General features: G+C 67.4%; 22 protein-coding genes. 14 read left to right on the top strand and 8 right to left on the bottom strand.

The features are described from left to right. Positions 1 to 55: 55 nt before the first annotated feature. Together ctaD and serB are read left to right on the top strand one after the other, a co-directional pair. Positions 56 to 1786 (top strand): cytochrome c oxidase subunit I, encoded by a 1731-nt coding sequence (ctaD, locus tag VFH65_RS24190; RefSeq protein WP_353324948.1) that lies wholly within the window; start codon positions 56 to 58, stop codon positions 1784 to 1786. Between the two features lie 22 nt (positions 1787 to 1808). Further along, complete coding sequence (gene serB / locus VFH65_RS24185) at positions 1809 to 3044, top strand: phosphoserine phosphatase SerB (protein WP_353324903.1); 1236 nt, start codon at positions 1809 to 1811, stop codon at positions 3042 to 3044. On the opposite strand, the gene VFH65_RS24180 is transcribed toward serB, so the two are convergent. Continuing rightward, positions 3045 to 3452 carry a winged helix-turn-helix transcriptional regulator gene (locus VFH65_RS24180; RefSeq protein ID WP_353324901.1) on the bottom strand — a complete coding sequence of 136 codons (408 nt, stop codon included), beginning with the start codon at positions 3450 to 3452 and terminating at the stop codon, positions 3045 to 3047. It lies immediately after the preceding gene. A 98-nt stretch (positions 3453 to 3550) separates the two neighbouring features. Between VFH65_RS24180 and VFH65_RS24175 the strand changes: the two genes are divergently transcribed. Further along, positions 3551 to 4456: an NADP-dependent oxidoreductase gene (locus VFH65_RS24175; protein ID WP_353324900.1), complete on the top strand. Its 906-nt coding sequence runs from the start codon at positions 3551 to 3553 to the stop codon at positions 4454 to 4456. Here the strand turns inward: VFH65_RS24175 and VFH65_RS24170 are convergent, their stop codons facing one another. Next, entirely contained in the window at positions 4457 to 5389 is a 933-nt protein-coding gene (locus tag VFH65_RS24170) for a DMT family transporter (RefSeq protein WP_353324899.1), read from the bottom strand. It abuts the gene before it with no gap. A 3-nt stretch (positions 5390 to 5392) separates the two neighbouring features. Further along, positions 5393 to 6835, bottom strand: coding sequence for a PLP-dependent aminotransferase family protein (locus tag VFH65_RS24165; protein ID WP_353324898.1), 1443 nt, complete (start codon positions 6833 to 6835; stop codon positions 5393 to 5395). 63 nt (positions 6836 to 6898) lie between these two features. On the opposite strand from VFH65_RS24165, the gene VFH65_RS24160 reads away from it, so the two are divergent. The 10 genes from VFH65_RS24160 (at position 6899) to VFH65_RS24115 (ending at position 13993) form a co-directional block, all read left to right on the top strand. After that, complete coding sequence (locus VFH65_RS24160; RefSeq protein ID WP_353324897.1) at positions 6899 to 7054, top strand: hypothetical protein; 156 nt, start codon at positions 6899 to 6901, stop codon at positions 7052 to 7054. A gap of 6 nt (positions 7055 to 7060) precedes the next feature. Continuing rightward, the gene (locus VFH65_RS24155) at positions 7061 to 7195 is read left to right on the top strand and encodes a hypothetical protein (protein WP_353324895.1); all 135 of its coding nucleotides are present in this window, start codon (positions 7061 to 7063) and stop codon (positions 7193 to 7195) included. Positions 7196 to 7276: 81 nt separating this feature from the next. Next, a complete protein-coding gene (locus VFH65_RS24150) occupies positions 7277 to 7936 on the top strand; it encodes a YczE/YyaS/YitT family protein (RefSeq protein ID WP_353324947.1) in 660 nt (219 codons plus the stop codon). Positions 7937 to 7952: 16 nt separating this feature from the next. Then, complete coding sequence (locus tag VFH65_RS24145; RefSeq protein WP_353324893.1) at positions 7953 to 8669, top strand: nucleoside/nucleotide kinase family protein; 717 nt, start codon at positions 7953 to 7955, stop codon at positions 8667 to 8669. Positions 8670 to 8678: 9 nt separating this feature from the next. After that, positions 8679 to 9548, top strand: a complete 870-nt coding sequence (locus VFH65_RS24140; protein WP_414688496.1) for an ABC transporter ATP-binding protein — start codon at positions 8679 to 8681, stop codon at positions 9546 to 9548. 107 nt (positions 9549 to 9655) lie between these two features. Next, on the top strand, positions 9656 to 10411 hold the full coding sequence (locus VFH65_RS24135; RefSeq protein WP_353324945.1) for an NUDIX hydrolase: 756 nt from the start codon (positions 9656 to 9658) through the stop codon (positions 10409 to 10411). Then, positions 10408 to 11055: an enoyl-CoA hydratase gene (locus VFH65_RS24130; protein ID WP_353324890.1), complete on the top strand. Its 648-nt coding sequence runs from the start codon at positions 10408 to 10410 to the stop codon at positions 11053 to 11055. Before VFH65_RS24135 ends, VFH65_RS24130 begins: the two co-directional genes overlap by 4 nt. Before the next feature lie 11 nt (positions 11056 to 11066). Then, positions 11067 to 12071: a class I SAM-dependent methyltransferase gene (locus VFH65_RS24125; protein ID WP_353324889.1), complete on the top strand. Its 1005-nt coding sequence runs from the start codon at positions 11067 to 11069 to the stop codon at positions 12069 to 12071. Positions 12072 to 12097: 26 nt separating this feature from the next. Further along, positions 12098 to 13231, top strand: a complete 1134-nt coding sequence (locus VFH65_RS24120) for a THUMP-like domain-containing protein (RefSeq protein WP_414688498.1) — start codon at positions 12098 to 12100, stop codon at positions 13229 to 13231. A 69-nt stretch (positions 13232 to 13300) separates the two neighbouring features. Then, positions 13301 to 13993, top strand: coding sequence for an esterase (locus VFH65_RS24115; RefSeq protein WP_353324887.1), 693 nt, complete (start codon positions 13301 to 13303; stop codon positions 13991 to 13993). On the opposite strand, the gene VFH65_RS24110 is transcribed toward VFH65_RS24115, so the two are convergent. Then, positions 13990 to 15273: a PQQ-binding-like beta-propeller repeat protein gene (locus VFH65_RS24110; RefSeq protein WP_353324885.1), complete on the bottom strand. Its 1284-nt coding sequence runs from the start codon at positions 15271 to 15273 to the stop codon at positions 13990 to 13992. The genes VFH65_RS24115 and VFH65_RS24110 overlap by 4 nt on opposite strands. 91 nt (positions 15274 to 15364) lie before the next feature. Here VFH65_RS24110 and VFH65_RS24105 point away from each other — a divergent pair, with 91 nt between their 5' ends. Further along, positions 15365 to 16102, top strand: a complete 738-nt coding sequence (locus VFH65_RS24105; RefSeq protein WP_353324884.1) for an acyltransferase — start codon at positions 15365 to 15367, stop codon at positions 16100 to 16102. Positions 16103 to 16132: 30 nt separating this feature from the next. On the opposite strand, the gene VFH65_RS24100 is transcribed toward VFH65_RS24105, so the two are convergent. Genes VFH65_RS24100 through VFH65_RS24085 form a run of 4 tightly spaced genes read right to left on the bottom strand, consistent with a single transcriptional unit; the run spans position 16133 to position 19014 of the window. Beyond that, positions 16133 to 16894 carry an ArsR/SmtB family transcription factor gene (locus VFH65_RS24100; RefSeq protein ID WP_353324882.1) on the bottom strand — a complete coding sequence of 254 codons (762 nt, stop codon included), beginning with the start codon at positions 16892 to 16894 and terminating at the stop codon, positions 16133 to 16135. Next, complete coding sequence (locus VFH65_RS24095) at positions 16887 to 17381, bottom strand: hypothetical protein (RefSeq protein ID WP_353324880.1); 495 nt, start codon at positions 17379 to 17381, stop codon at positions 16887 to 16889. Before VFH65_RS24095 ends, VFH65_RS24100 begins: the two co-directional genes overlap by 8 nt. Then, entirely contained in the window at positions 17381 to 17728 is a 348-nt protein-coding gene (locus tag VFH65_RS24090; RefSeq protein ID WP_353324878.1) for an MFS transporter, read from the bottom strand. The genes VFH65_RS24095 and VFH65_RS24090 overlap by 1 nt, the downstream gene beginning before the upstream one ends. A gap of 44 nt (positions 17729 to 17772) precedes the next feature. Beyond that, positions 17773 to 19014: a glycosyltransferase family 4 protein gene (locus VFH65_RS24085; protein ID WP_353324876.1), complete on the bottom strand. Its 1242-nt coding sequence runs from the start codon at positions 19012 to 19014 to the stop codon at positions 17773 to 17775. Between the last annotated feature and the right edge of the window lie 71 nt (positions 19015 to 19085).

Here is a 19085-nt window from a genome sequence, read left to right as displayed (position 1 = left end):
GGATTCGAACACGAAGTCTGCGGGGAAGTCCCGACTGGATTGTTTGGAGGACCTGTTGGTAGCCGAAGCGCCCCCAATCGGAGAACTCGAGGCTCGCCGTCCGTTCCCGGCCAGGCTCGGGCCCAAGGGCAACCTGGTCTACAACCTGATCACGACCACCGATCACAAGCTGATCGGCATCATGTACTGCGTCGCCTGCTTCGTCTTCTTCTTCATCGGCGGACTGATGGCGCTGTTCATGCGCACCGAGCTCGCCCTGCCCGGCCTGCAGTTCCTGTCCAACGAGCAGTACAACCAGCTGTTCACCATGCACGGCACGGTGATGCTGCTCTTCTACGCCACCCCGATCGTGTTCGGTTTCGCCAACCTGGTGCTGCCGCTGCAGATCGGTGCCCCCGACGTGGCCTTCCCGCGGCTGAACGCGTTTTCCTTCTGGTTGTTCCTGTTCGGCGCGACGATCGCGATCGCGGGCTTCATCACCCCCGGCGGCGCGGCCGACTTCGGCTGGACCGCCTACAGCCCGCTGACCGACGCGATCCACTCGCCGGGCGCCGGCGGTGACCTGTGGATCATGGGCCTGGCGGTCGGTGGTCTCGGCACCATCCTCGGCGGCGTCAACATGATCACCACCGTGGTCTGCATGCGCGCACCCGGCATGACCATGTTCCGGATGCCGATCTTCACCTGGAACATCCTGGTGACGTCGATCCTCGTGTTGCTGGCGTTCCCGCTGCTGACCGCGGCGCTGTTCGGTCTGGCTGCCGACCGCCACCTGGGCGCTCATATCTACGACCCGGCCAACGGTGGCGTGCTGCTGTGGCAGCACCTGTTCTGGTTCTTCGGCCACCCCGAGGTGTACATCATCGCGTTGCCGTTCTTCGGCATTGTGTCCGAGATCTTCCCGGTGTTCTCCCGCAAGCCGATCTTCGGCTACACGACGCTGATCTACGCGACGTTGTCGATCGCCGCGTTGTCGGTGGCGGTGTGGGCGCACCACATGTACGCAACGGGCGCTGTGCTGCTGCCGTTCTTCTCGTTCATGACGTTCCTGATCGCCGTGCCGACCGGAATCAAGTTCTTCAACTGGATCGGCACAATGTGGAAGGGCCAGTTGACCTTCGAATCACCGATGTTGTTCTCGGTGGGCTTCCTGGTCACCTTCCTGCTCGGCGGCCTGTCGGGTGTGCTGCTGGCCAGCCCGCCGATCGACTTCCACGTGACCGACAGCTACTTCGTCATCGCGCACTTCCACTACGTGTTGTTCGGCACGATCGTGTTCGCCACCTACGCCGGCATTTACTTCTGGTTCCCGAAGATGACGGGACGCCTGCTCGACGAGCGGCTCGGCAAGCTGCACTTCTGGCTGACGTTCATCGGCTTTCACGCCACGTTCCTGGTGCAGCACTGGGTGGGCGACGAGGGCATGCCCCGCCGCTACGCCGACTACCTGCCGTCCGACGGCTTCACCACGCTGAACATCGTCTCGACGATCGGTGCATTCATCCTCGGCGCGTCGATGATTCCGTTCGTGTGGAACGTGTTCAAGAGCTGGCGCTACGGCGAGCCGGTAACGGTCGACGACCCTTGGGGCTACGGCAACTCGCTCGAGTGGGCGACCAGCTGCCCGCCGCCGCGGCACAACTTCACCGAACTGCCCCGGATCCGTTCGGAGCGCCCGGCATTCGAGCTGCACTATCCACATATGGTGGATCGAATGCGCGCCGAGGCTCACGTTGGGCGCGATCACCATCCGGCGGATCCCAAGCCGGTTGACCAATCCAGCTGATGGTCCGTCGCAGCGTCCACGGGTGAGCACGCCCAGGGTGTCGGTGCTGATCACCGTCACCGGACACGACCAACCGGGTGTCACCTCGGCTCTGTTCGAGGTGCTGTCCCGGCACAAGGTCGAGATGCTCAACGTCGAACAGGTCGTCATCCGCGGCCGGCTGACGCTGGGAGTCCTCGTTGCCGGAGCGCCGGAAGTGGCAGGCGGGCACCAGCTGCGCGACGAGGTCGAAGCCGCCATTCACGGTGTCGGCCTTGATGTTTCGATCGAGCGCAGCGATGACCTCCCGGTCATGCGGGAACCGTCGACACACACCATCGTCGTGCTGGGGCGGCCCATCACTGCTGAGTCGTTCGGTGTCGTGGCCCGGCAGGTGGCGGCGCTAGGCGTCAACATCGACTTCATCCGCGGCGTCTCCGACTACCCGGTGACCGGCTTGGAGCTACGGGTTTCGGTGCCGCCTGGCGCGGTGTACGCGCAGCTGCAGGCCACGCTGGCGCGGGTCGCGGTCGATGAGGCAATCGACATCGCACTCGAGGACTACAGTCTGTCGCGACGGGCCAAGCGGCTCATCGTCTTTGACGTCGACTCCACGCTGATCCAGGGCGAGGTCATCGAGATGCTGGCCGACCGCGTAGGCGCGCACGCCGCCGTCGCCGAGATCACCGAGGCCGCCATGCGCGGCGAACTCGATTTCGCCGAGTCGCTGCATCGACGGGTAGCGACCCTGAAAGGTCTGCCGGCCGAGGTGCTCGAGGAGGTGGGCGAGCAGATCGAGCTGACGCCCGGGGCGCGCACCACGCTACGCACGTTGCGGCGCTTGGGATATCACTGCGGCATTGTGTCCGGCGGGTTCCGCCAGGTCATCGACCCGCTCGCGCACGAGCTGATGATGGACTTCGTTGCGGCCAACGAACTGGAGATCGTCGACGGGAAGCTGACCGGTCGCGTGATCGGCCCCGTGATCGACAGGCCAGGAAAAGCCAAGGCGCTCAGGGACTTTGCGCAACAGGCCGGTGTGCCTATGGAGCAAACGGTGGCCGTCGGCGACGGCGCCAACGACATCGACATGCTCGCCGCCGCAGGCCTCGGGGTCGCGTTCAATGCCAAGCCCGCATTGCGTGAAGTCGCCGACGCGTCGCTGAACCATCCTTATCTGGACACCGTGCTGTTCATCCTCGGCATCACCCGCGGTGAGATCGAGGCCGCCGACAAGATGGACGGCTTGGCGCGCCGCGTCGACATCCCCGAAGAGTGATCAGCTTGAGCTCGGCCGCGCGTCGTATTCGGCGCGGGCACGGTCGACCTCGGGCATGTGCTGTTCAGCCCACGTCTTGATCTGGCCCATGACGTCGGCGAGTGACTCACCCATCGGCGTGAGCTCGTAATCCACCCGGACCGGGACCGACGGTGTCACGGTGCGGGTGAGCATGCCGTCCCTTTCGAGGCTGCGCAGCGTCTGGGTGAGCATCTTCTGGCTGACCCCGACGAGCTGGTGCGACACCTCGGAGTAGCGCTTGGGGCCGTCGGCCAGCGACTTCAGCACGAGCGTCACCCACTTGTCGGATATCCGGTCGAGGAGCTTGAAGCTCGGACACGACGCCACATACGCATCGAACTCGACCCTGGCCACGTCACGTCGTTTCTGGGCCGTCATCGTCGCCATGGCTCTCCTCCAGGTATGCACACCACTTTCAGGTGCCTACTTCCCAAGAGAGAGTACGTCGCCGACGCTGGTGTTGTCCATCACCGAAGGAGGTCTTCATGTCCGCACTACGCGCATACTCCACCAGCGTTTCGCCCGTGATCGAGGAGGTTTCACCGCCAGAGCTCGGGCCCACCGACGTTCGGATCCAGGTAGCCGCAGCCGCGGTCAACCCGGTGGACGTCGGGGTGCTGACCGGGCCAATTCGTTCGTTGACCGGGCTGCCGGACCCGGTCGGCCTCGGCTGGGACGTCAGCGGCGTCATCACCGAGGTCGGCAGCGACGTCGCCGATATACGGGCGGGTGATCGGGTGGCCGGCATCCTCCACGTCATCGGCCTCAAGCCGAGTGTCGGCACGCACGCCGACGAAACGGTTCTGCCGGCCGCAGCCGTCGCGCGTGTCCCTGGGGCGCTCGACCTGGTCGATGCCGCCTCGCTGCCGCTGACCGCGCTGACCGCTCGCCAGGCCGTGGACCTGCTCGGCCCCGCCAAGGGCCGCACTCTGCTCATCACCGGCGGCGCAGGCGCGGTCGGCGGACACGCCATCGTCCTGGCCGCCCGGGCAGGCTGGCGGGTCAGCGCCCTGGCCCGCAACGCCGACGCGGACTTCGTCGCCCGTGCCGACGCGGAACTGGTGACCGAACTGCCCGGCCCGTCCTTCGATGCCGTGCTTGACGCGGCGGTGCTGCTGTCGTCTGCCCTGGCGGCGGTCCGCGACGGCGGCTCGTTTGTCGGGGTGGCCCCCGGATCGCCGGTGGCCGCCGAACGCGGAATAGAGGTGCACACCGTCAGCGTCGAACCCGACAGCGAGGCGATCGCCGAGCTGCTGGGACTCGCGGCGGAGGGCACGCTGGAGATTCGTGTGGCCGGACGGGTGCCGTTGCGTGAGGCCGCGAAGGCGTACGACGAGGTCGCCCGTGGCGGCCAGCGTGGCCGCTGGCTCCTCATTCCGAACCCGCGCTAGCTAGTTCGTTTGGACTTCTTTGCGGCCCAAGCGAATTCGGACGGCGAGGCTGGCGCACGCAACGACGGCCGCGCCGCCGAGGATGGTTGACCACGTCAGCTGCTCGCCAAGCAGCAGGGCTGCCCAGACGATGCTGAGCACCGGCTGGACCAGCTGGACCTGGCTGACCTGCGCCATGGGCCCGATGGCCAGACCTCGGTACCAGGCGAAGAAGCCGAGGAACATGCTGACCACGGCGAGGTAACCCAACGAGGCCCACTCGAAAGGCGTCGCCGACGGCGGCTCAGCGGCCATCGAGACGGCGGCCAGCGCAATCATCAGTGGCGAGGCAAGCACCAGCGCCCAGGACACCGTCTGCCACGAGCCGAGTTCTCGGGACAGCAGTCCGCCTTCGGCATAGCCGATCGCCGCGGCGACGACGGCGCCGAACAACAACAGATCGGACCACTGCAGCTGTCCGAACCCGCCGCCGTGCAGCATTGCGAACACCAACGCGGCGAGCGCGCCGACCGCTGCCATCAGCCAAAACGACAGCGGCGGGCGCTCTTTGCCGCGGACTACCGCCATCACCGCGGTTGCCGCGGGCAGCAGGGCGATGACCACGGCGCCGTGGCTGGCCGGGGCTGTGATGAGCGCATATGACGTGAGCAGGGGGAAGCCGACCACGATGCCGCCGGCGACCACGGCCAGCCGCGCCCATTGCATGCCGGTGGGCAGGCGCTGCTTGGTCAGTGCGAGCGCGGCGGTCGCCAGCAGCGCGGCAATGACCGCCCGTGCGGAGCCGACGAACAACGCGGACAGGCCACCGACGGCGACGCGGGTGAAGATGACGGTGAACGAGAACGCCGCCACACCAAGCAGTCCCCACCACAGGCCCGCCCGCGATGACGACAGCGACGCTGCCGGATTAACCGTGACGTTGCTGTGTGTCACTCCCTAGACGACCATCGCGTGTGGTTCTGGCCCCGTCACACCCGTAACGGAACGCCATGCGCGGGCAAGCAATTCGACCGCCTCGCCGAGCTGATCATCGGGCAGCGTATACGGCACGCGCACGAATCGCTCCAGCGTGCCGTCGACGCCGAACCGCGGGCCGGGAGGAATTTCCAGCCCCATTCGTGACGCGGCCGCCGACAGCGCCGAACTCATCGGCGCGGGCAGCCGCACCCACAGCGCCATTCCGCCGGTACCGGGAACGGGACGCCAGTCGGGCAGGTGTTCAGCGAGCAGCGCCAGCAGCAGTGCGCGGCGCGCCCGCAGGATCTCGCGCCGTTCCGGCAGCACGTCGTCGGCTACGGCGAGAAGCCTTGCCGCCGCGAGCTGTTCGACGATCGCGGTACCCATGTCGATGGCTGGACGTAGGGCCGCGATGGTCGCTAGCGTGCTGCGTTCCGCGCGGATCCACCCGATCCGCAACCCGCCCCAGAACGACTTGGACGTCGAACCGATCGTCATCACCAGGTCCCGCCGTGCCGTCATCGCCGTAGCCACCGGCGGCGGAACAGGTTGATCCAGCCAGACGTCGGTCATCGTCTCGTCGATGATCGTGCGAGTGCGTGTCTCGGAGATGATGTGCGCCAAGCGTTTCCGGTCCGGCTCCGGCATCGTCAGGCCGGTGGGGTTCTGATTGTCGGGGACGAAATAGGCAAGGCCGGGCGCCAACTGGCGGATCGCGGCATGCACGGCGTCGAGATCCCAACCGTCCTGCGTCATCGCGACCGGGACAGGCCGCGCGCCCGCAGTCGTGATGGCCGACAGCGCGCCGTGATAGGTGGGCTGCTCGACCAATATCCGGTCACCGGGCTGCGCGTACGTGGCCAGGATCAAGGTAATGGCTTGCACCGCACCGGTAGTGACCATGATCTCGTCGGGCTCAGTGGGAAGACCTCGCGCGCAATATCTTTCGGCGATCGCGGCGCGCAGGGCCGGGACTCCGGTGAGCTCGTGACCTGTTTTGTGCAGGAACGGTGTGACCTGATGGACGGCTTGCGTGAACGCATCGAGCACCGCCGCGGCGGGTGCGGCCAGCGCAGCAGCGGCCAGGTTGACGGTGGCAGGTGCGGCGGGGACGGGGGCCGTTGGTGTGACAGGCAGTGCGGTGGTGCTGCGGGCGCCTCGCCTGGCGTTCAGATATCCGTCGTCGCGCAGCTGCGTGTAGGCGGCGGTGACCGTCGTGCGCGACACCCGAAGCGCGTCAGCGAGCGCCCGTTCGCTGGGCAGCCGAGCGCCGACCGGGAGCCGGCCGTCGATGATCAGCATCCGGATGCCATCGGCAAGGCCCTGGTAGGCCGGCCCGCTGCGACTGGACGTGCGCCAATTGCCCAGCTCGCGGGCCAAAAGGTCCACCTCGAGGATACGGGCACCCATTTCTATCGTCATTAGAGGCCAGTATGCGCTGACTGGCTATTGAAAGGCAAGCCAGTCTGGCGCCAATATCGAGTCATGACCACGAACTGGATATCTCGACTGGCCCAGGAACTGGCAGGGCTCTTCAGCTCGCCGGACTGGGATGGCCTCTACGTCGACGGTGATGCCGACTCTCGCCGGATGCGCAGCGACCTGGACGCGATCCGCGTCCGCTTCCCGGATCACGCGTAGGCGACCATGAGGATCAACTGGATGTTGCGGCTCGCCCAGGCGGGTGCCGCGTTGTTCCCCGAGCCGACGCGTGACGCCGACGACCGCCACAGCAGCGGCGAGCTGGACCGGATCACCGTCCGCTTCCGTGAGCACGGCTGACCGGGAGTGACCTCACGGTTCGTTCCCGCGACGCTGCGGGGTGCCGCGCTGCTGGTCGGCCTTTGCGGCTACGGGTTTTCGATGGCCGTGATGGTGCGGGCCGGTCTCGGACTGGATCCCTGGGACGTGTTCCATCAAGGTCTGGCCAACCACACACGCATGACGATCGGCATCGCGTCGGCGGTGGTCGGGGTGGCGGTGCTGTTGGCCTGGATTCCACTGCGGAACCGGCCGGGTATCGGCACGATCGCCAACGTCATCGTCATCGCGATCACGGTTGACGTGGGCATGTGGCTGCTGCCGAGCCCAACGTCGCTGGGAGTGCGCATCGCGATGATGGTCGGCGCGGTGGTGCTCAACGCGTTCAGCACGGTCGTCTACGTCGGCGCCGGGCTGGGCCCCGGTCCGCGTGACGGATTGATGACCGGGCTCGTGGTGCGCACCGGGTGGTCGGTTCGGCTGGTGCGCACGTCGATCGAGGCGACCGTGCTGGTCGTCGGGTGGCTGCTCGGTGGCACCGCCGGCGTCGGCACCGTCGTCTACGCCTTCGGAATTGGCCCGCTCGTCCAGCTTTTCGTGCGAATCACGCCGGAGCGTCTGCTGGCGGTCAGCGGCTGGGCCGCGGTTGCCGAAGCCAGCGAGTTGGGCGTGAAAGGTAGCGCCGAGCGTTACCGAGCACGCCGAAGTCGTGTCGCCACGTCGGCAGAGTTGAAGGCGATGCGCCCGACGCCGATCTGCTGATCGTCATGGGATATTGATGGAGCTGAATATCGAGGAGAACGGCTTGGTCACACCCGTGCACGAACTCGGCGACGAACGCCTGGCCTCAATTGATCTGCTGGCCCGCGACGCGAGCGCATTGGTCCGTGATGACTCTCGCGCGATTCTTGGGATCACCGGCAGCCCAGGCGCCGGGAAGTCGACGCTCGTGAACCTGCTGTTGGCGCGGATCAGGGTCGCTAACGGTGACGAATGGGTCGCGCACATCCCGATGGACGGGTTCCATCTCGCCGATGTTCAGCTGGACCGGCTGGGCGCGCGTGCCCGCAAGGGCGCGCCGGACACCTTCGACGTCGCCGGCTATGCGCACCTGCTCGAGCGCGTCAAACGGGAGACCGACACCCCGCTGTACGTGCCGGGCTTCGACCGGACGCTGGAGCAACCGCTCGCCGCGGCGCTCGTGGTGCCTCCCGCCGCGCGCCTCGTGATCACCGAGGGCAACTATCTCCTGCTCGACGACCCCCTGTGGGCACGGGCGCGTCGCGCCATCGACACCATCTGGTTCGTCGCCAGCGACGAGGACGCGCGCATCGAGCGTCTCGTCGCGCGCCACCTCCAATTCGGCAAGAACCCCGAAGAGGCACGGGCCTGGGTCTCCTCAACGGATCAGCGCAACTCCGATCTGGTTGCGAGCACCTACAGGAAGGCCGACAGAGTCATCGTCAACGGCGGCGCGGACTGGAGCTTCGCCTAGAGATTTGAGTTGAAATCGCTTGACTACGATGGGCGAGTGCCAGACGCCGAAGTAGACGCAGCCGACCCCGACCTGCTGATCGACTTCGCGAAGGTTTCATTGCGACGCGGTGGTCAGGTTCTGGTGGGGCCCGTCACCTGGTCGGTCGAACTCGACGAACGCTGGGTGGTGGTCGGGCCGAACGGCGCGGGCAAGACGTCGCTGCTGCGCATCGCCGCCGCTTTGGAACATCCATCGTCTGGCACGGCCTACGTGCTCGGCGAGCGGCTGGGCCGGGTCGACATGTCCGAGCTGCGATCGCGTGTCGGGCTGTCCAGTTCCGCACTTTCACAGCGGGTGCCCGACGGAGAAGTGGTTCGCGACCTCGTCGTATCGGCGGGTTACGCCGTGATGGGGCGTTGGCGCGAGCGCTACGACGACGTCGACTACAACCAGGCCGTCGACATGCTCGAGAGCGTGGGCGCCGAGCATCTGGCGGACCGCACGTACGGCACCTTGTCCGAGGGCGAGCGCAAGCGGGTGCTGATTGCGCGGTCGATGATGACCGACCCCGAGTTGCTTCTGCTCGACGAACCCGCAGCGGGGCTTGACCTCGGCGGCCGCGAAGAACTGGTGGCGCGGCTGGCCGACCTGGCCGCCGACCCGGACTCACCCGCGCTGGTGCTGGTGACCCACCATGTCGAGGAGATCCCGCAGGGGTTCAGCCACGCGCTGATCCTGTCGGAAGGCAAGGTCGTCGACTCGGGGCTGCTTTCGGAGGTGTTGACTGCGGAGAACCTCTCCAAGGCATTCGGGCAGTCGATCGCCCTCGAGGTCATCGACGGGCGCTACTTCGCCCGTCGGACCCGCACGCGGGCGGCGCACAGGAGGCGGACGTGACCATTCCGGAGGGCAGGAGCGATGGGGGCACCACCCGCCCGGAGGGCAGGGGGACGACCGGGGGAGAAGACCAAGATCCATTGACCCCAAGGCCCGCGGCGACGGTGATGCTGATCCGCGATACCGCCGACGGCATCAAAGTTTTCCTGATGCGCAGGCACTCCGCGATGGACTTTGTCGCGGGGGTGATGGTCTTCCCCGGCGGCGGAGTCGACGACCGTGACCGCAACGCCGACGTGGCCTGGTTCGGCCCCGGCCCGGCATGGTGGGCCGAGCGGCTTGGCGTCGAACCAGATCTGGCCGAAGCGTTGGTGTGTGCAGCCGCCCGCGAGACGTTCGAAGAGTCCGGCGTGTTGTTCGCCGGGCCCGCCGATGACCCCGACGGCATCGTCGGCGACGTGTCGATCTATCGCGAATCCCGGATGGCCCTGGCGCAAGGATCGCTGTCCTTCGGCGAGTTCCTCCGCCGGGAAAACCTGGTGCTGCGCGCGGATCTGCTACGGCCGTGGGCGAACTGGGTGACGCCGAAGGAGGAGCGCACCCGCCGCTACGACACCTACTTCTTCGTGGGTGCGTTGCCGGAGGGCCAGCGCGCCGACGGCGACAACACCGAAACCGACAAGGCCGACTGGATCACCCCCGAGGCCGCGCTCGAGGACTTCGCCGAGGAACGGACTTTCTTGCTGCCGCCGACGTGGACGCAGCTCGATTCGCTGGCCGGCCGTACCGTCGCCGACGTGCTGGCAGTGGAACGCCAGATCGTCGCGGTGGAGCCACATTTGGCCGTCCACAACGGCAACTGGGAGATCGAGTTCTTCGACAGCGACCGGTACAACCAGGCGCGCAACCGGCGATCACCATGAACGAGTTCGTCTCCATCCACACCAGCGACGAGCAGCCCGGCATCGCGACCCTGTTGCTGTCACGTCCGCCCACCAACGCGCTGACACGACAGTTGTACAGGGAGATCGTCAGTGCATCAGAGGAACTGGGCGGACGCGACGACCTCAACGCGGTGATCGTGTTCGGTGGCCATGAGATCTTCTCCGCGGGCGACGACGTGCCCGAGCTGCGCACGCTGAACGCCGATGAAGCCGCCGTGGCCAACCGGGTGTGCGCCGAGGCTGTCGACGCATTGGCCGCGATCCCCAAGCCCACCGTCGCCGCCATCACCGGCTATGCGCTCGGCGGCGGGCTGACCCTGGCCCTTGCTGCGGATTGGCGCGTCGCAGGCGACAACGTGAAGTTCGGCGCGACGGAGATCCTGGCCGGGCTGACCCCGGCGGGAGGCACGTCGCGGCTGGCGACGGCGGTCGGTGTGAGCAAGGCCAAGGATCTGGTCTTCAGCGGGCGGTTCGTCGACGCCAGGGAGGCGCTGGCGCTGGGCTTGATCGACGAGATGGTCGCGCCGGACGCCGTGTACGACGCGGCCGTGGCCTGGGCCAAGCGTTTCCTCGACTATCCACCGCAGGTACTGGCTGCCGCCAAGGCCGCGTTCGACGTTTAGGCTGCCCTGTTATGAGCTTTGAGGAAACCGACACTGTCTCTGATGTCGCCGCCGGGGCGGCTCCGGTCCCCAACCCGCATGCCACGGCGGAGGAGGTCGAGGCCGCCCGCCACGACAGCAAGCTCGCCCAGGTGCTGTACCACGACTGGGAGGCCGAGAGCTACGACGACAAGTGGTCGATCTCCTACGACAAGCGCTGCGTCGACTACGCGCGTGACCTCTTCGACGCGACCGTGCCTGCTGAGGAACTGCGTGACCTGCCCTACGACCGCGCGCTGGAGCTGGGCTGTGGGAGCGGTTTCTTCCTGCTCAACCTGATCCAGGCCGGCGTCGCCCGCCGCGGCTCGGTGACCGACCTGTCGCCAGGAATGGTCAAGGTGGCGACCCGCAACGGCGAGAACCTGGGGCTCGAGATCGACGGCCGCGTCGCCGACGCCGAGGGCATCCCGTACGACGACGACACCTTCGACCTCGTCGTCGGCCACGCCGTGCTGCACCACATCCCCGACGTCGAGCTGTCGCTGCGCGAGGTGGTCCGGGTGCTCAAGCCCGGCGGCCGGTTCGTGTTCGCGGGAGAGCCGACGACGGTCGGCAACGGCTATGCGCGGTCGCTGTCGACGGCGACATGGCGCGCGGTGACCAACGCGACCCGCCTGCCCGGTCTGACTGGCTGGCGACGCCCGCAGGCGGAGCTTGACGAGTCGTCGCGCGCCGCTGCGCTTGAGGCGGTCGTCGACCTGCACACCTTCGATCCGGCAGATCTGGAGCGGATGGCGGCCAACGCCGGCGCCGTCGACGTGTCGACCAACACCACCGAGTTCACCGCCGCCATGCTGGGCTGGCCGCTGCGGACCTTGGAGGCCGCGGTGCCACCGGGGCGACTCGGTTGGGGCTGGGCCAAGTTCGCGTTCGGCAGCTGGACCACGTTGAGCTGGGTCGACGACAACCTTTGGCGCCGTGTGGTGCCCAAGGGCTGGTTCTACAACGTCATGATCACCGGGGTTAAGCCGTCGTAGATTTCCGCGTCGAACACGTCGCGTATCTGCAAAGCGACGTGGGGGAGCGGGCGCTTCGCGAAGTCGACGGCCTCAGGCTGACCGACGCCACGCTGGTCGCCGACATCGCTTCTGCCCGTGCCCGTTTCGGTGACCACGCGGCCGTGTTGGTGGAGACCACACGGTTGCGGCGAAGGGCGGCGGCGAAATTCGCCGACCCGTCGCGATGGCTGTTCACCGACGAGGCGCTGCAGCAAGCTACCGCCGCGCCGGTTGCCGCGCATCGGGCGCGTCGGCTGGCCGGGCGTACCGTGCACGACGCGACCTGTTCGATCGGCACAGAGCTTGCGGCACTGCGAAATTCGGCCGACTACGTGATGGGCAGCGACGTCGATCCGGTGCGGCTTGCGATGGCCCGTCACAACGTCGCGGATGTGGGCCTGTGCCGGGCCGATGCGCTGACACCGGTCAGCCGCGACGCCGTCGTCCTCGTGGACCCGGCGCGACGCAGCAGGGGGCGGCGGCGGTTCGACCCTCGCGATTACACACCCGCGCTGGACGCGCTGCTGGACGTCTACCGAGGCCGTGACTTGGTTGTAAAGTGCGCTCCCGGAATCGATTTTGACGAGCTGTCGCGGATGGGGTTCGTCGGCGAGATCGAGGTCACCTCACTGGCAGGCAGCGTGCGCGAGGCGTGCTTGTGGTCGGCGAGCCTGTCCGGCGCGGGCGTTACCCGCAGGGCCACCATGCTGGATACCGGCGAGGAGATCACCGACGCCGAACCCGACGACTGCCCGGCCGCACCGGCGGGGCGCTGGATCGTCGATCCCGACGGGGCGGTGGTGCGCGCGGGATTGGTTAGGCATTACGCCGCCCGGCACGGGCTGTGGCAGCTCGACCCGGACATCGCATACCTGTCCGGTGACCGGCTGCCCGACGGGGTGCGCGGATTCGACGTGCTCGAGGAGCTCGGCTACAGCGAACGGCGACTGCGCCAGGCGCTTTCGGCCCGTGACGCCGGCGCGGTCGAAATATTGGTCCGCGGCGTCGACGTCGACCCGGATGCGCTGCGGCCTCGGCTGCGGCTGCGCGGCTCGCAACAGGTTTCGGTCGTCATCGCCCGCATCGGGTCCGGGCCCGCAAGCCGGGCAACGGCATTCATTTGCCGACCCTCACGTTGAAGCGCCACGTACCCTGGCAGTAATGCGCCGGTGCCGAACGCCGGTGCCGGCTCGCGAGGACGTCCGACGATGCGCATTCTCACGATGACTGCTTTGGTTGCCGGTGTCGTCTCCGGCTGGATCGTTGTTCCGTCGGCCGCGGCGGAGTCGGCCTGCGTCGACCTTGGCGGCGTCGTCGGGCACGACCAGATCTGCCGCGTTCATGCCGCCAACTCCACGTACACACTCGACTTGAGCTTTCCCAACGACTACCCGGATCAGGCGCCGCTGACCGCGTATCTGACGCAGGCGCGCGACGGTTTCATCAACGTCGCGGAGATGCCCGGCTCGTACAACCTGCCTTATCAGCTCGACGCGAAGGGCGTCGGCTACCGGTCTGGGCCGGCCACGGGCGGCACCCGCAGCGTGGTGTTCACGGTCTGGCAGAACGTCGGAGGCGTTCATCCGCAGACGTTCTATCAAGCCTTCAACTGGGATTTCGCCAAGCGCGTGCCGCTCACATTCGACAGTTTGTTCAAGCCGGGCACCAAGCCGCTCGACGTGATCTACCCCCAGGTCAACCGGTACCTGCAGAAGGAGCAGGGGATGATCGACGTGATACCGCCGGTCGACGGGCTCGATCCGGCCAATTATCAGAACTTCGCGCTGACCGACGACTCGATCATCTTCTTCTTCAGCCAGGGGGAGATGTTCGCGGAATCCGCGGGCCCCGTCGAGGCCACGGTGCCGCGCACGGCGATCGCGCCGCTGCTGGCCCGCTAGGGGGCGAAACCGTAGACCTGGCCGTCGCTGGTGGCGGCAACGACGCGACGGTCGTGGCCGATGGATACCCCGACGGGCCAGCCCGTCGCGTTGGGCAACGGATATCTGTTGACGGTGTGACCGTCGCCGAGGTTGACCACCGTGAGCGCCTGGCCGTTCTCGCCGTCGCGCGCCACGGTGTAGGCGACGTCGGTGCCTGCCTGGCTCGACGTGGACAGCGGTACGACGTCGTCGCGGGTCCACACCACCTCGCCGCGGTCACCGGCGTCCTTGATCGCGACGAGCTTGGCACCCGGGCCGCCGCCGGCCAAGATCACACCATCCGGTGATACCGAGGGCGGGGTCTGCGCCAAATAGTCCAGCGGCACCGACCATTTCGGTTTGCCGTCGGCGGAGTGCAGCGCCCACAGCCTTTCGTCGCGCCCGTTGACGTAGATCGTCGAACCGTCCGCGGACAGCACAGGGCTGGACAGTGGTCCACCGCCGACCGCGTCGCTCGTCCACTCCTGCGTCAGGAGCGGGCTCTGGCCGGCCCGATAGCGCAGCCCGACAAGTTTCGGGGACTCGGCGTTGGGTTCCCACAACCCGAGCACGATCATGCCGGTCGCTGCGGCGAAGGCCGGCGCGGCGGCCACCGGGCACCGAGGGCGGGCGGACCGGCAATCGGCAAGCCCGCGGTTGGAGTCAGTCGGATCGACACCGGCGACCAGGTCCAGCGGCGTGCCGACGACCGTGCCCTGATGCGCGTCGAACACGAGGACCTGACCGAGGTGCGTCACCACCAGCAGGTGTCCAGGGTCGAGAATCCTTGGGGTGGTAGGCATTCCGATAACCGGCTGACGCCAGCGGATCCACTGCGTCGGCGGGAAGGACAGCATCGCCCCTGGCTGGCCGATGTAGACGTTGTCGAATCCATCGAACAGCGGGCTGGACAGCCCGCCGCCCTGGACCAGCCGCGTGCACCAGCGCTGGCGGGCGTTGTTGTCGGCCTCCCAGACCATCAGCGAGCAGCCGCCGGGCGTTTGGGCGTTAACGGCCAGATACCTGCCCGACCCGAGGGCGACGGCGGCGCCCAAGTCACCCTTGACCGAGCGCATCCATTCCAGCCTGAGTCGGTCGGCTCCTGGCGTCGGCTCGTAGCTGCTGTTGCTCGCGTCGCCGTACTGCGCGGCCCAGCCGGATGCGGCGTGTGCCTCCACCCAGGAATCGGTGTTCTGACAACCGGCCAAAGTACCCGTGATCAGCACTGTTGATGCCAGCACGACCAATTGCCGGAACACTGGGTCCTTTCCAGTCTTGCGCTGTTCCTGTTCTACAGCCCACGTGAGGGTAACCAATTGAAGTTCGGCCGCTCGCGTAGGCTTTCCGGCCATGACGACGATGTGGGGCGCGCCGTTACACAAGCGCTGGCGGGGTTCGCGGTTGCGGGATCCGCGCCAGGCCCGGTTCCTCACGCTGGCCTCGCTGAAGTGGGTGTTGGCCAACCGCGCGTACACACCGTGGTATCTGGTGCGCTACTGGCGGCTGCTGAAGTTCAAGCTCGCCAACCCGCATGTCATTACCCGCGGCATGGTGTTCCTCGGCAAGGGCGTGGAGATCCAGTCGACCCCCGAGCTGTCGCAGCTCGAGATCGGCCGCTGGGTCCACATCGGTGACAAGAACACGATCCGCTGCCACGAGGGGTCGCTGCGCTTCGGCGACAAGGTCGTCCTCGGCCGGGACAACGTCATCAATACCTATCTCGACATCGAGTTGGGCGACTCGGTGCTGATGGCCGACTGGGTCTACGTGTGCGACTTCGACCACAAGATGGACGACATCAACATGCCGATCAAGGACCAGGGGATTGTCAAGGGCCCGGTGCGGATCGGGCCCGACACGTGGATCGCCGCCAAGGTGACGATCCTGCGCAACACCACCGTCGGCCGGGGCTGCGTGTTGGGTTCGCATGCGGTGGTCAAGGGCGACATCCCCGACTTCTCCATCGCGGTCGGTGCGCCGGCCAAGGTGGTCAAGAACCGCAAGCTGTCGTGGGAAACGTCGGCGGCCCAGCGGGCCGAGCTGGCCGCCGCGCTGGCGGACATCGAACGCAAGAAAGCCTCCCGCTAGCCTCTGCTGCCGTTCGGCGAACCCCCGCAATCAGTCCGACCAGTCGATGCCGAACACGTCGGCCAACGCCGTGCGGCCGTCGTCGGTGACCGTGAGCGCCCGTCCGCGAGGCACTCGCTTGACCCACCCTGCGCCCACGAATCGATCGAAGACCGCGCGACCCAGACCGCCCGACAGGTGATGTCGCTGCTCGGTCCAGTCGACGCAATAGCGCACGAGTGGTCTTCGGCCAGTTGGCAATTCGATGCCGATGCCGTCGAGGAAGCTCCGGCCGGGGTCCGTCAGCTCGTAGCGGATGTCGTGGCCGGGGCTGCTGAGCGCGTCGTGGCTGTCGCGGTCCGGGTCGTAGCGGCCGTCGCCGCCGATAAGCACGCCGCGCTCCAACAGGCTGCTCATCAGCGCAACGCCGAGCCTGCCGGCCACGTGGTCGTAGCAGGTGCGGGCCGAGCGCAGCCGCGCCGCACGGGTGCCCTCGCGCAGCGATCGCACTGGACCCGGCGGCGCCAGACGGCCCAGCTGCTCCAACAGCTCGCCGACCTGCGGACTGGCCAGCCGGTAGTAGCGGTGCCGGCCGTGCGTTTCCACTGCAAGCAGGCCGGCGTCGGTCAACTTGGCCAAATGGCTGCTTGCCGTCGGCCGGCTGATGCCTGCCTCGTCGGCGAGCACGCTGGCCGCAAGCGCGCGCCCGTCGTCGAGCGCGAGCAACACCTTGCACCTGGCGGGATCGGCGAGCAGGGAAGCCACGGCCGCGATATCGACGTCGCCCGTTGACAATTCGGCAGCGTCACGCATGGCACACCTCCTTCTCTACGGGCGCTGGCGCATCCGGCCGCGCCCATCTCAACGCCGCCGCGGCGCCGATCAACTGGACGACGCCGCCGATCGCCATGGCCGTCCGCGCACCGTCGACACCTCCGATGGCCGCCAGCGCACTACCCAACACCGCGACACCCACAGTGATACCCAACAGCCGAGCCAGGTTCACCACGCCCGAAGCCAGCCCGGACCGTTGTACCGGCACGGCCGACATGGCCAGGCTGACTGCAGGAGCTGTGGTGAGCGCAAGGCCCGCGCCGGCGAGCAGGAACGACAGTTCAAGCACCCACAGGTCGGCCTGCGGCCCCACCACCGCGTAGAGCGTGTCGGTCAGCACCCCGCCGAGGATCGGGCCGATCGCCGTGCTCATCGCGGCCGCCATCGCCCACGCCGCGGTGGCCCTGGCGCGCTCGACCGGATGGGGAAACGCAGCGGCCGTGATCGCAAGGCCCTGCGGCAGCATCAGCGCGGCGCCGACCCTTGCACTGCCCGGCCCGCGAGAACCAGTGGCAGCGTGGGTGCGGCAGCGCACATGAGGGACGCGGCGACGAAGGTCACGAGGCCGACGCGCAACAACGAGCGCCTGCCGTATCGGTCGCCGAGCGAGCCCGAGGTCAGCAGCGTGGCCGCGAAGGTGATGTTGTAGGCGTCGATTGTCCATTGGGCGCCAGAGATGCCGCCGCCGAGATCGTCGCGTACGGCCGGCAGGGCGAGGTTGATCGCGTTCGCGTCGATGAGTCCGACGAATAGCCCAAGGTAGGCCGCGATCAGGGTCAGTGTGGTGTCGAAAGAGAACCTTTTCGAGTCCATATCCGCACGCTAGGTGCGTAATGATTCGACGCCCGTCGAAGTGTCTAGCGGTCGGGTAGCGCGTGCTCGACGATCGTGCGGCGCCGGTGCGGTTCGCGTTCGCGGCGCTTGGCGGCCAGGTAGACCTGCGCGGTTTCGCTGGCGACGGTGTGCCAGTCGAAATCTGACGTAAGCCGTTCGCGGGCAGCGATCGCCCTCTGCTGAGCGGCGTCCGGATCGTCGAGTACGACGCGCACGGCAGCGGCAAGGCCTGCGACGTCGCGGGGGTGATACGACATCCCGGTCTGGCCGTTGATCACGGCCTCGCCGAGGCCACCGACGTTGGCTGTGACCAGCGGGATGCCCGTCGCCGCCGCTTCCAGCGCGACGATGCCGAATGGTTCGTAATGGCTGGGCAGCACCGCTGCGTCGGCGGTGTGCAGCAGCCCAACCAAGGCTTCATGGTTGAGATGGCCGACGAACGTTGTGGCCTTGAGCACCTTGTATTTTCGGGCCTGCTCGACGAGCCACCGCTGCTGCGTGCCTTCGCCTGCGATGATCAGCGTGGTGCCGGGATGGGTTCGTCTGATCCGTGACAGCGCAGCGATGGCGTCATGGATGCCCTTCTCGTACTCGAGGCGACCGAGGTACAACAGCTGCGCTGGACCCTTGCGTGGCTGCCGTGGCGCGAACGGCCAGAGCGCTGCGTCGATTCCGTTGCGAATCACGCGGGTCTCGGCCAGCCCCGGGCCGAACAGTTCGGTGATCTCGTCGCTCATCGACGCCGAACATGTGATGAGCGAATCGGATTCGTGGACAAGCCACGACTCCACGGCGTGCACCTGGCGGCTGATCGCTCCCGACACCCACCCTGAATGGCGGCCAGCCTCCGTGGCGTGGATGGTGGAAACCAGTGGAACGTCGAAGTATTCGGCCAGCGCGACGGCGGGATGCGCGACGAGCCAATCGTGGGCGTGCACGACGTCGGGCCGCCACGCGTTGCGGCCATCAGTTTTGATAGCCAGCCCGGCGCGGACCATCGAGTGGCCCATCGCCAGCGTCCACGCCATCATGTCGGTGCCGAAGTCGAATTCGTGGGGATCCTGGGCGGCGGCGACAACCCTTACGCCCTCGGCGATCTCGTCGCTCGACGGGTGAGTGCTGGGATCGGTGCCGCTGGGTCGACGGCTGAGCACCACGACTTCGTGTCCGTCCGCGGCCAGCGCCGTGGCCAAATGATGGACGTGGCGCCCGAGGCCGCCGACCACCACCGGCGGGTACTCCCACGACACCATCAGAATTTTCATAGGTCGCTCAACCCTGGGTGGGGGACCTCAAAATGCCAACAATTCGCGGCGTGTCGTGTACTGGGCCCACC

The organism is Mycobacterium sp. (assembly GCF_035697385.1).
Lineage (GTDB): Bacteria > Actinomycetota > Actinomycetes > Mycobacteriales > Mycobacteriaceae > Mycobacterium.
This window is presented reverse-complemented; position numbering and strand designations above follow the sequence as displayed.

What these genes read in the sequence shown, in the direction of transcription:
- VFH65_RS24180 (WP_353324901.1), bottom strand. Translation starts at nt 3,452, where the DNA reads ATGGCGACGATGACGGCCCAGAAACGACGTGACGTGGCCAGGGTCGAG.
- VFH65_RS24175 (WP_353324900.1), top strand. Translation starts at nt 3,551, where the DNA reads ATGTCCGCACTACGCGCATACTCCACCAGCGTTTCGCCCGTGATCGAG.
- VFH65_RS24165 (WP_353324898.1), bottom strand. Translation starts at nt 6,835, where the DNA reads ATGACGATAGAAATGGGTGCCCGTATCCTCGAGGTGGACCTTTTGGCC.
- VFH65_RS24160 (WP_353324897.1), top strand. Translation starts at nt 6,899, where the DNA reads ATGACCACGAACTGGATATCTCGACTGGCCCAGGAACTGGCAGGGCTC.
- VFH65_RS24155 (WP_353324895.1), top strand. Translation starts at nt 7,061, where the DNA reads ATGAGGATCAACTGGATGTTGCGGCTCGCCCAGGCGGGTGCCGCGTTG.
- VFH65_RS24150 (WP_353324947.1), top strand. Translation starts at nt 7,277, where the DNA reads ATGGCCGTGATGGTGCGGGCCGGTCTCGGACTGGATCCCTGGGACGTG.
- VFH65_RS24145 (WP_353324893.1), top strand. Translation starts at nt 7,953, where the DNA reads ATGGAGCTGAATATCGAGGAGAACGGCTTGGTCACACCCGTGCACGAA.
- VFH65_RS24135 (WP_353324945.1), top strand. Translation starts at nt 9,656, where the DNA reads ATGCTGATCCGCGATACCGCCGACGGCATCAAAGTTTTCCTGATGCGC.
- VFH65_RS24130 (WP_353324890.1), top strand. Translation starts at nt 10,408, where the DNA reads ATGAACGAGTTCGTCTCCATCCACACCAGCGACGAGCAGCCCGGCATC.
- VFH65_RS24125 (WP_353324889.1), top strand. Translation starts at nt 11,067, where the DNA reads ATGAGCTTTGAGGAAACCGACACTGTCTCTGATGTCGCCGCCGGGGCG.
- VFH65_RS24115 (WP_353324887.1), top strand. Translation starts at nt 13,301, where the DNA reads ATGCGCATTCTCACGATGACTGCTTTGGTTGCCGGTGTCGTCTCCGGC.
- VFH65_RS24105 (WP_353324884.1), top strand. Translation starts at nt 15,365, where the DNA reads ATGACGACGATGTGGGGCGCGCCGTTACACAAGCGCTGGCGGGGTTCG.
- VFH65_RS24100 (WP_353324882.1), bottom strand. Translation starts at nt 16,894, where the DNA reads ATGCGTGACGCTGCCGAATTGTCAACGGGCGACGTCGATATCGCGGCC.
- VFH65_RS24095 (WP_353324880.1), bottom strand. Translation starts at nt 17,381, where the DNA reads ATGCTGCCGCAGGGCCTTGCGATCACGGCCGCTGCGTTTCCCCATCCG.
- VFH65_RS24090 (WP_353324878.1), bottom strand. Translation starts at nt 17,728, where the DNA reads ATGGACTCGAAAAGGTTCTCTTTCGACACCACACTGACCCTGATCGCG.
- VFH65_RS24085 (WP_353324876.1), bottom strand. Translation starts at nt 19,014, where the DNA reads ATGAAAATTCTGATGGTGTCGTGGGAGTACCCGCCGGTGGTGGTCGGC.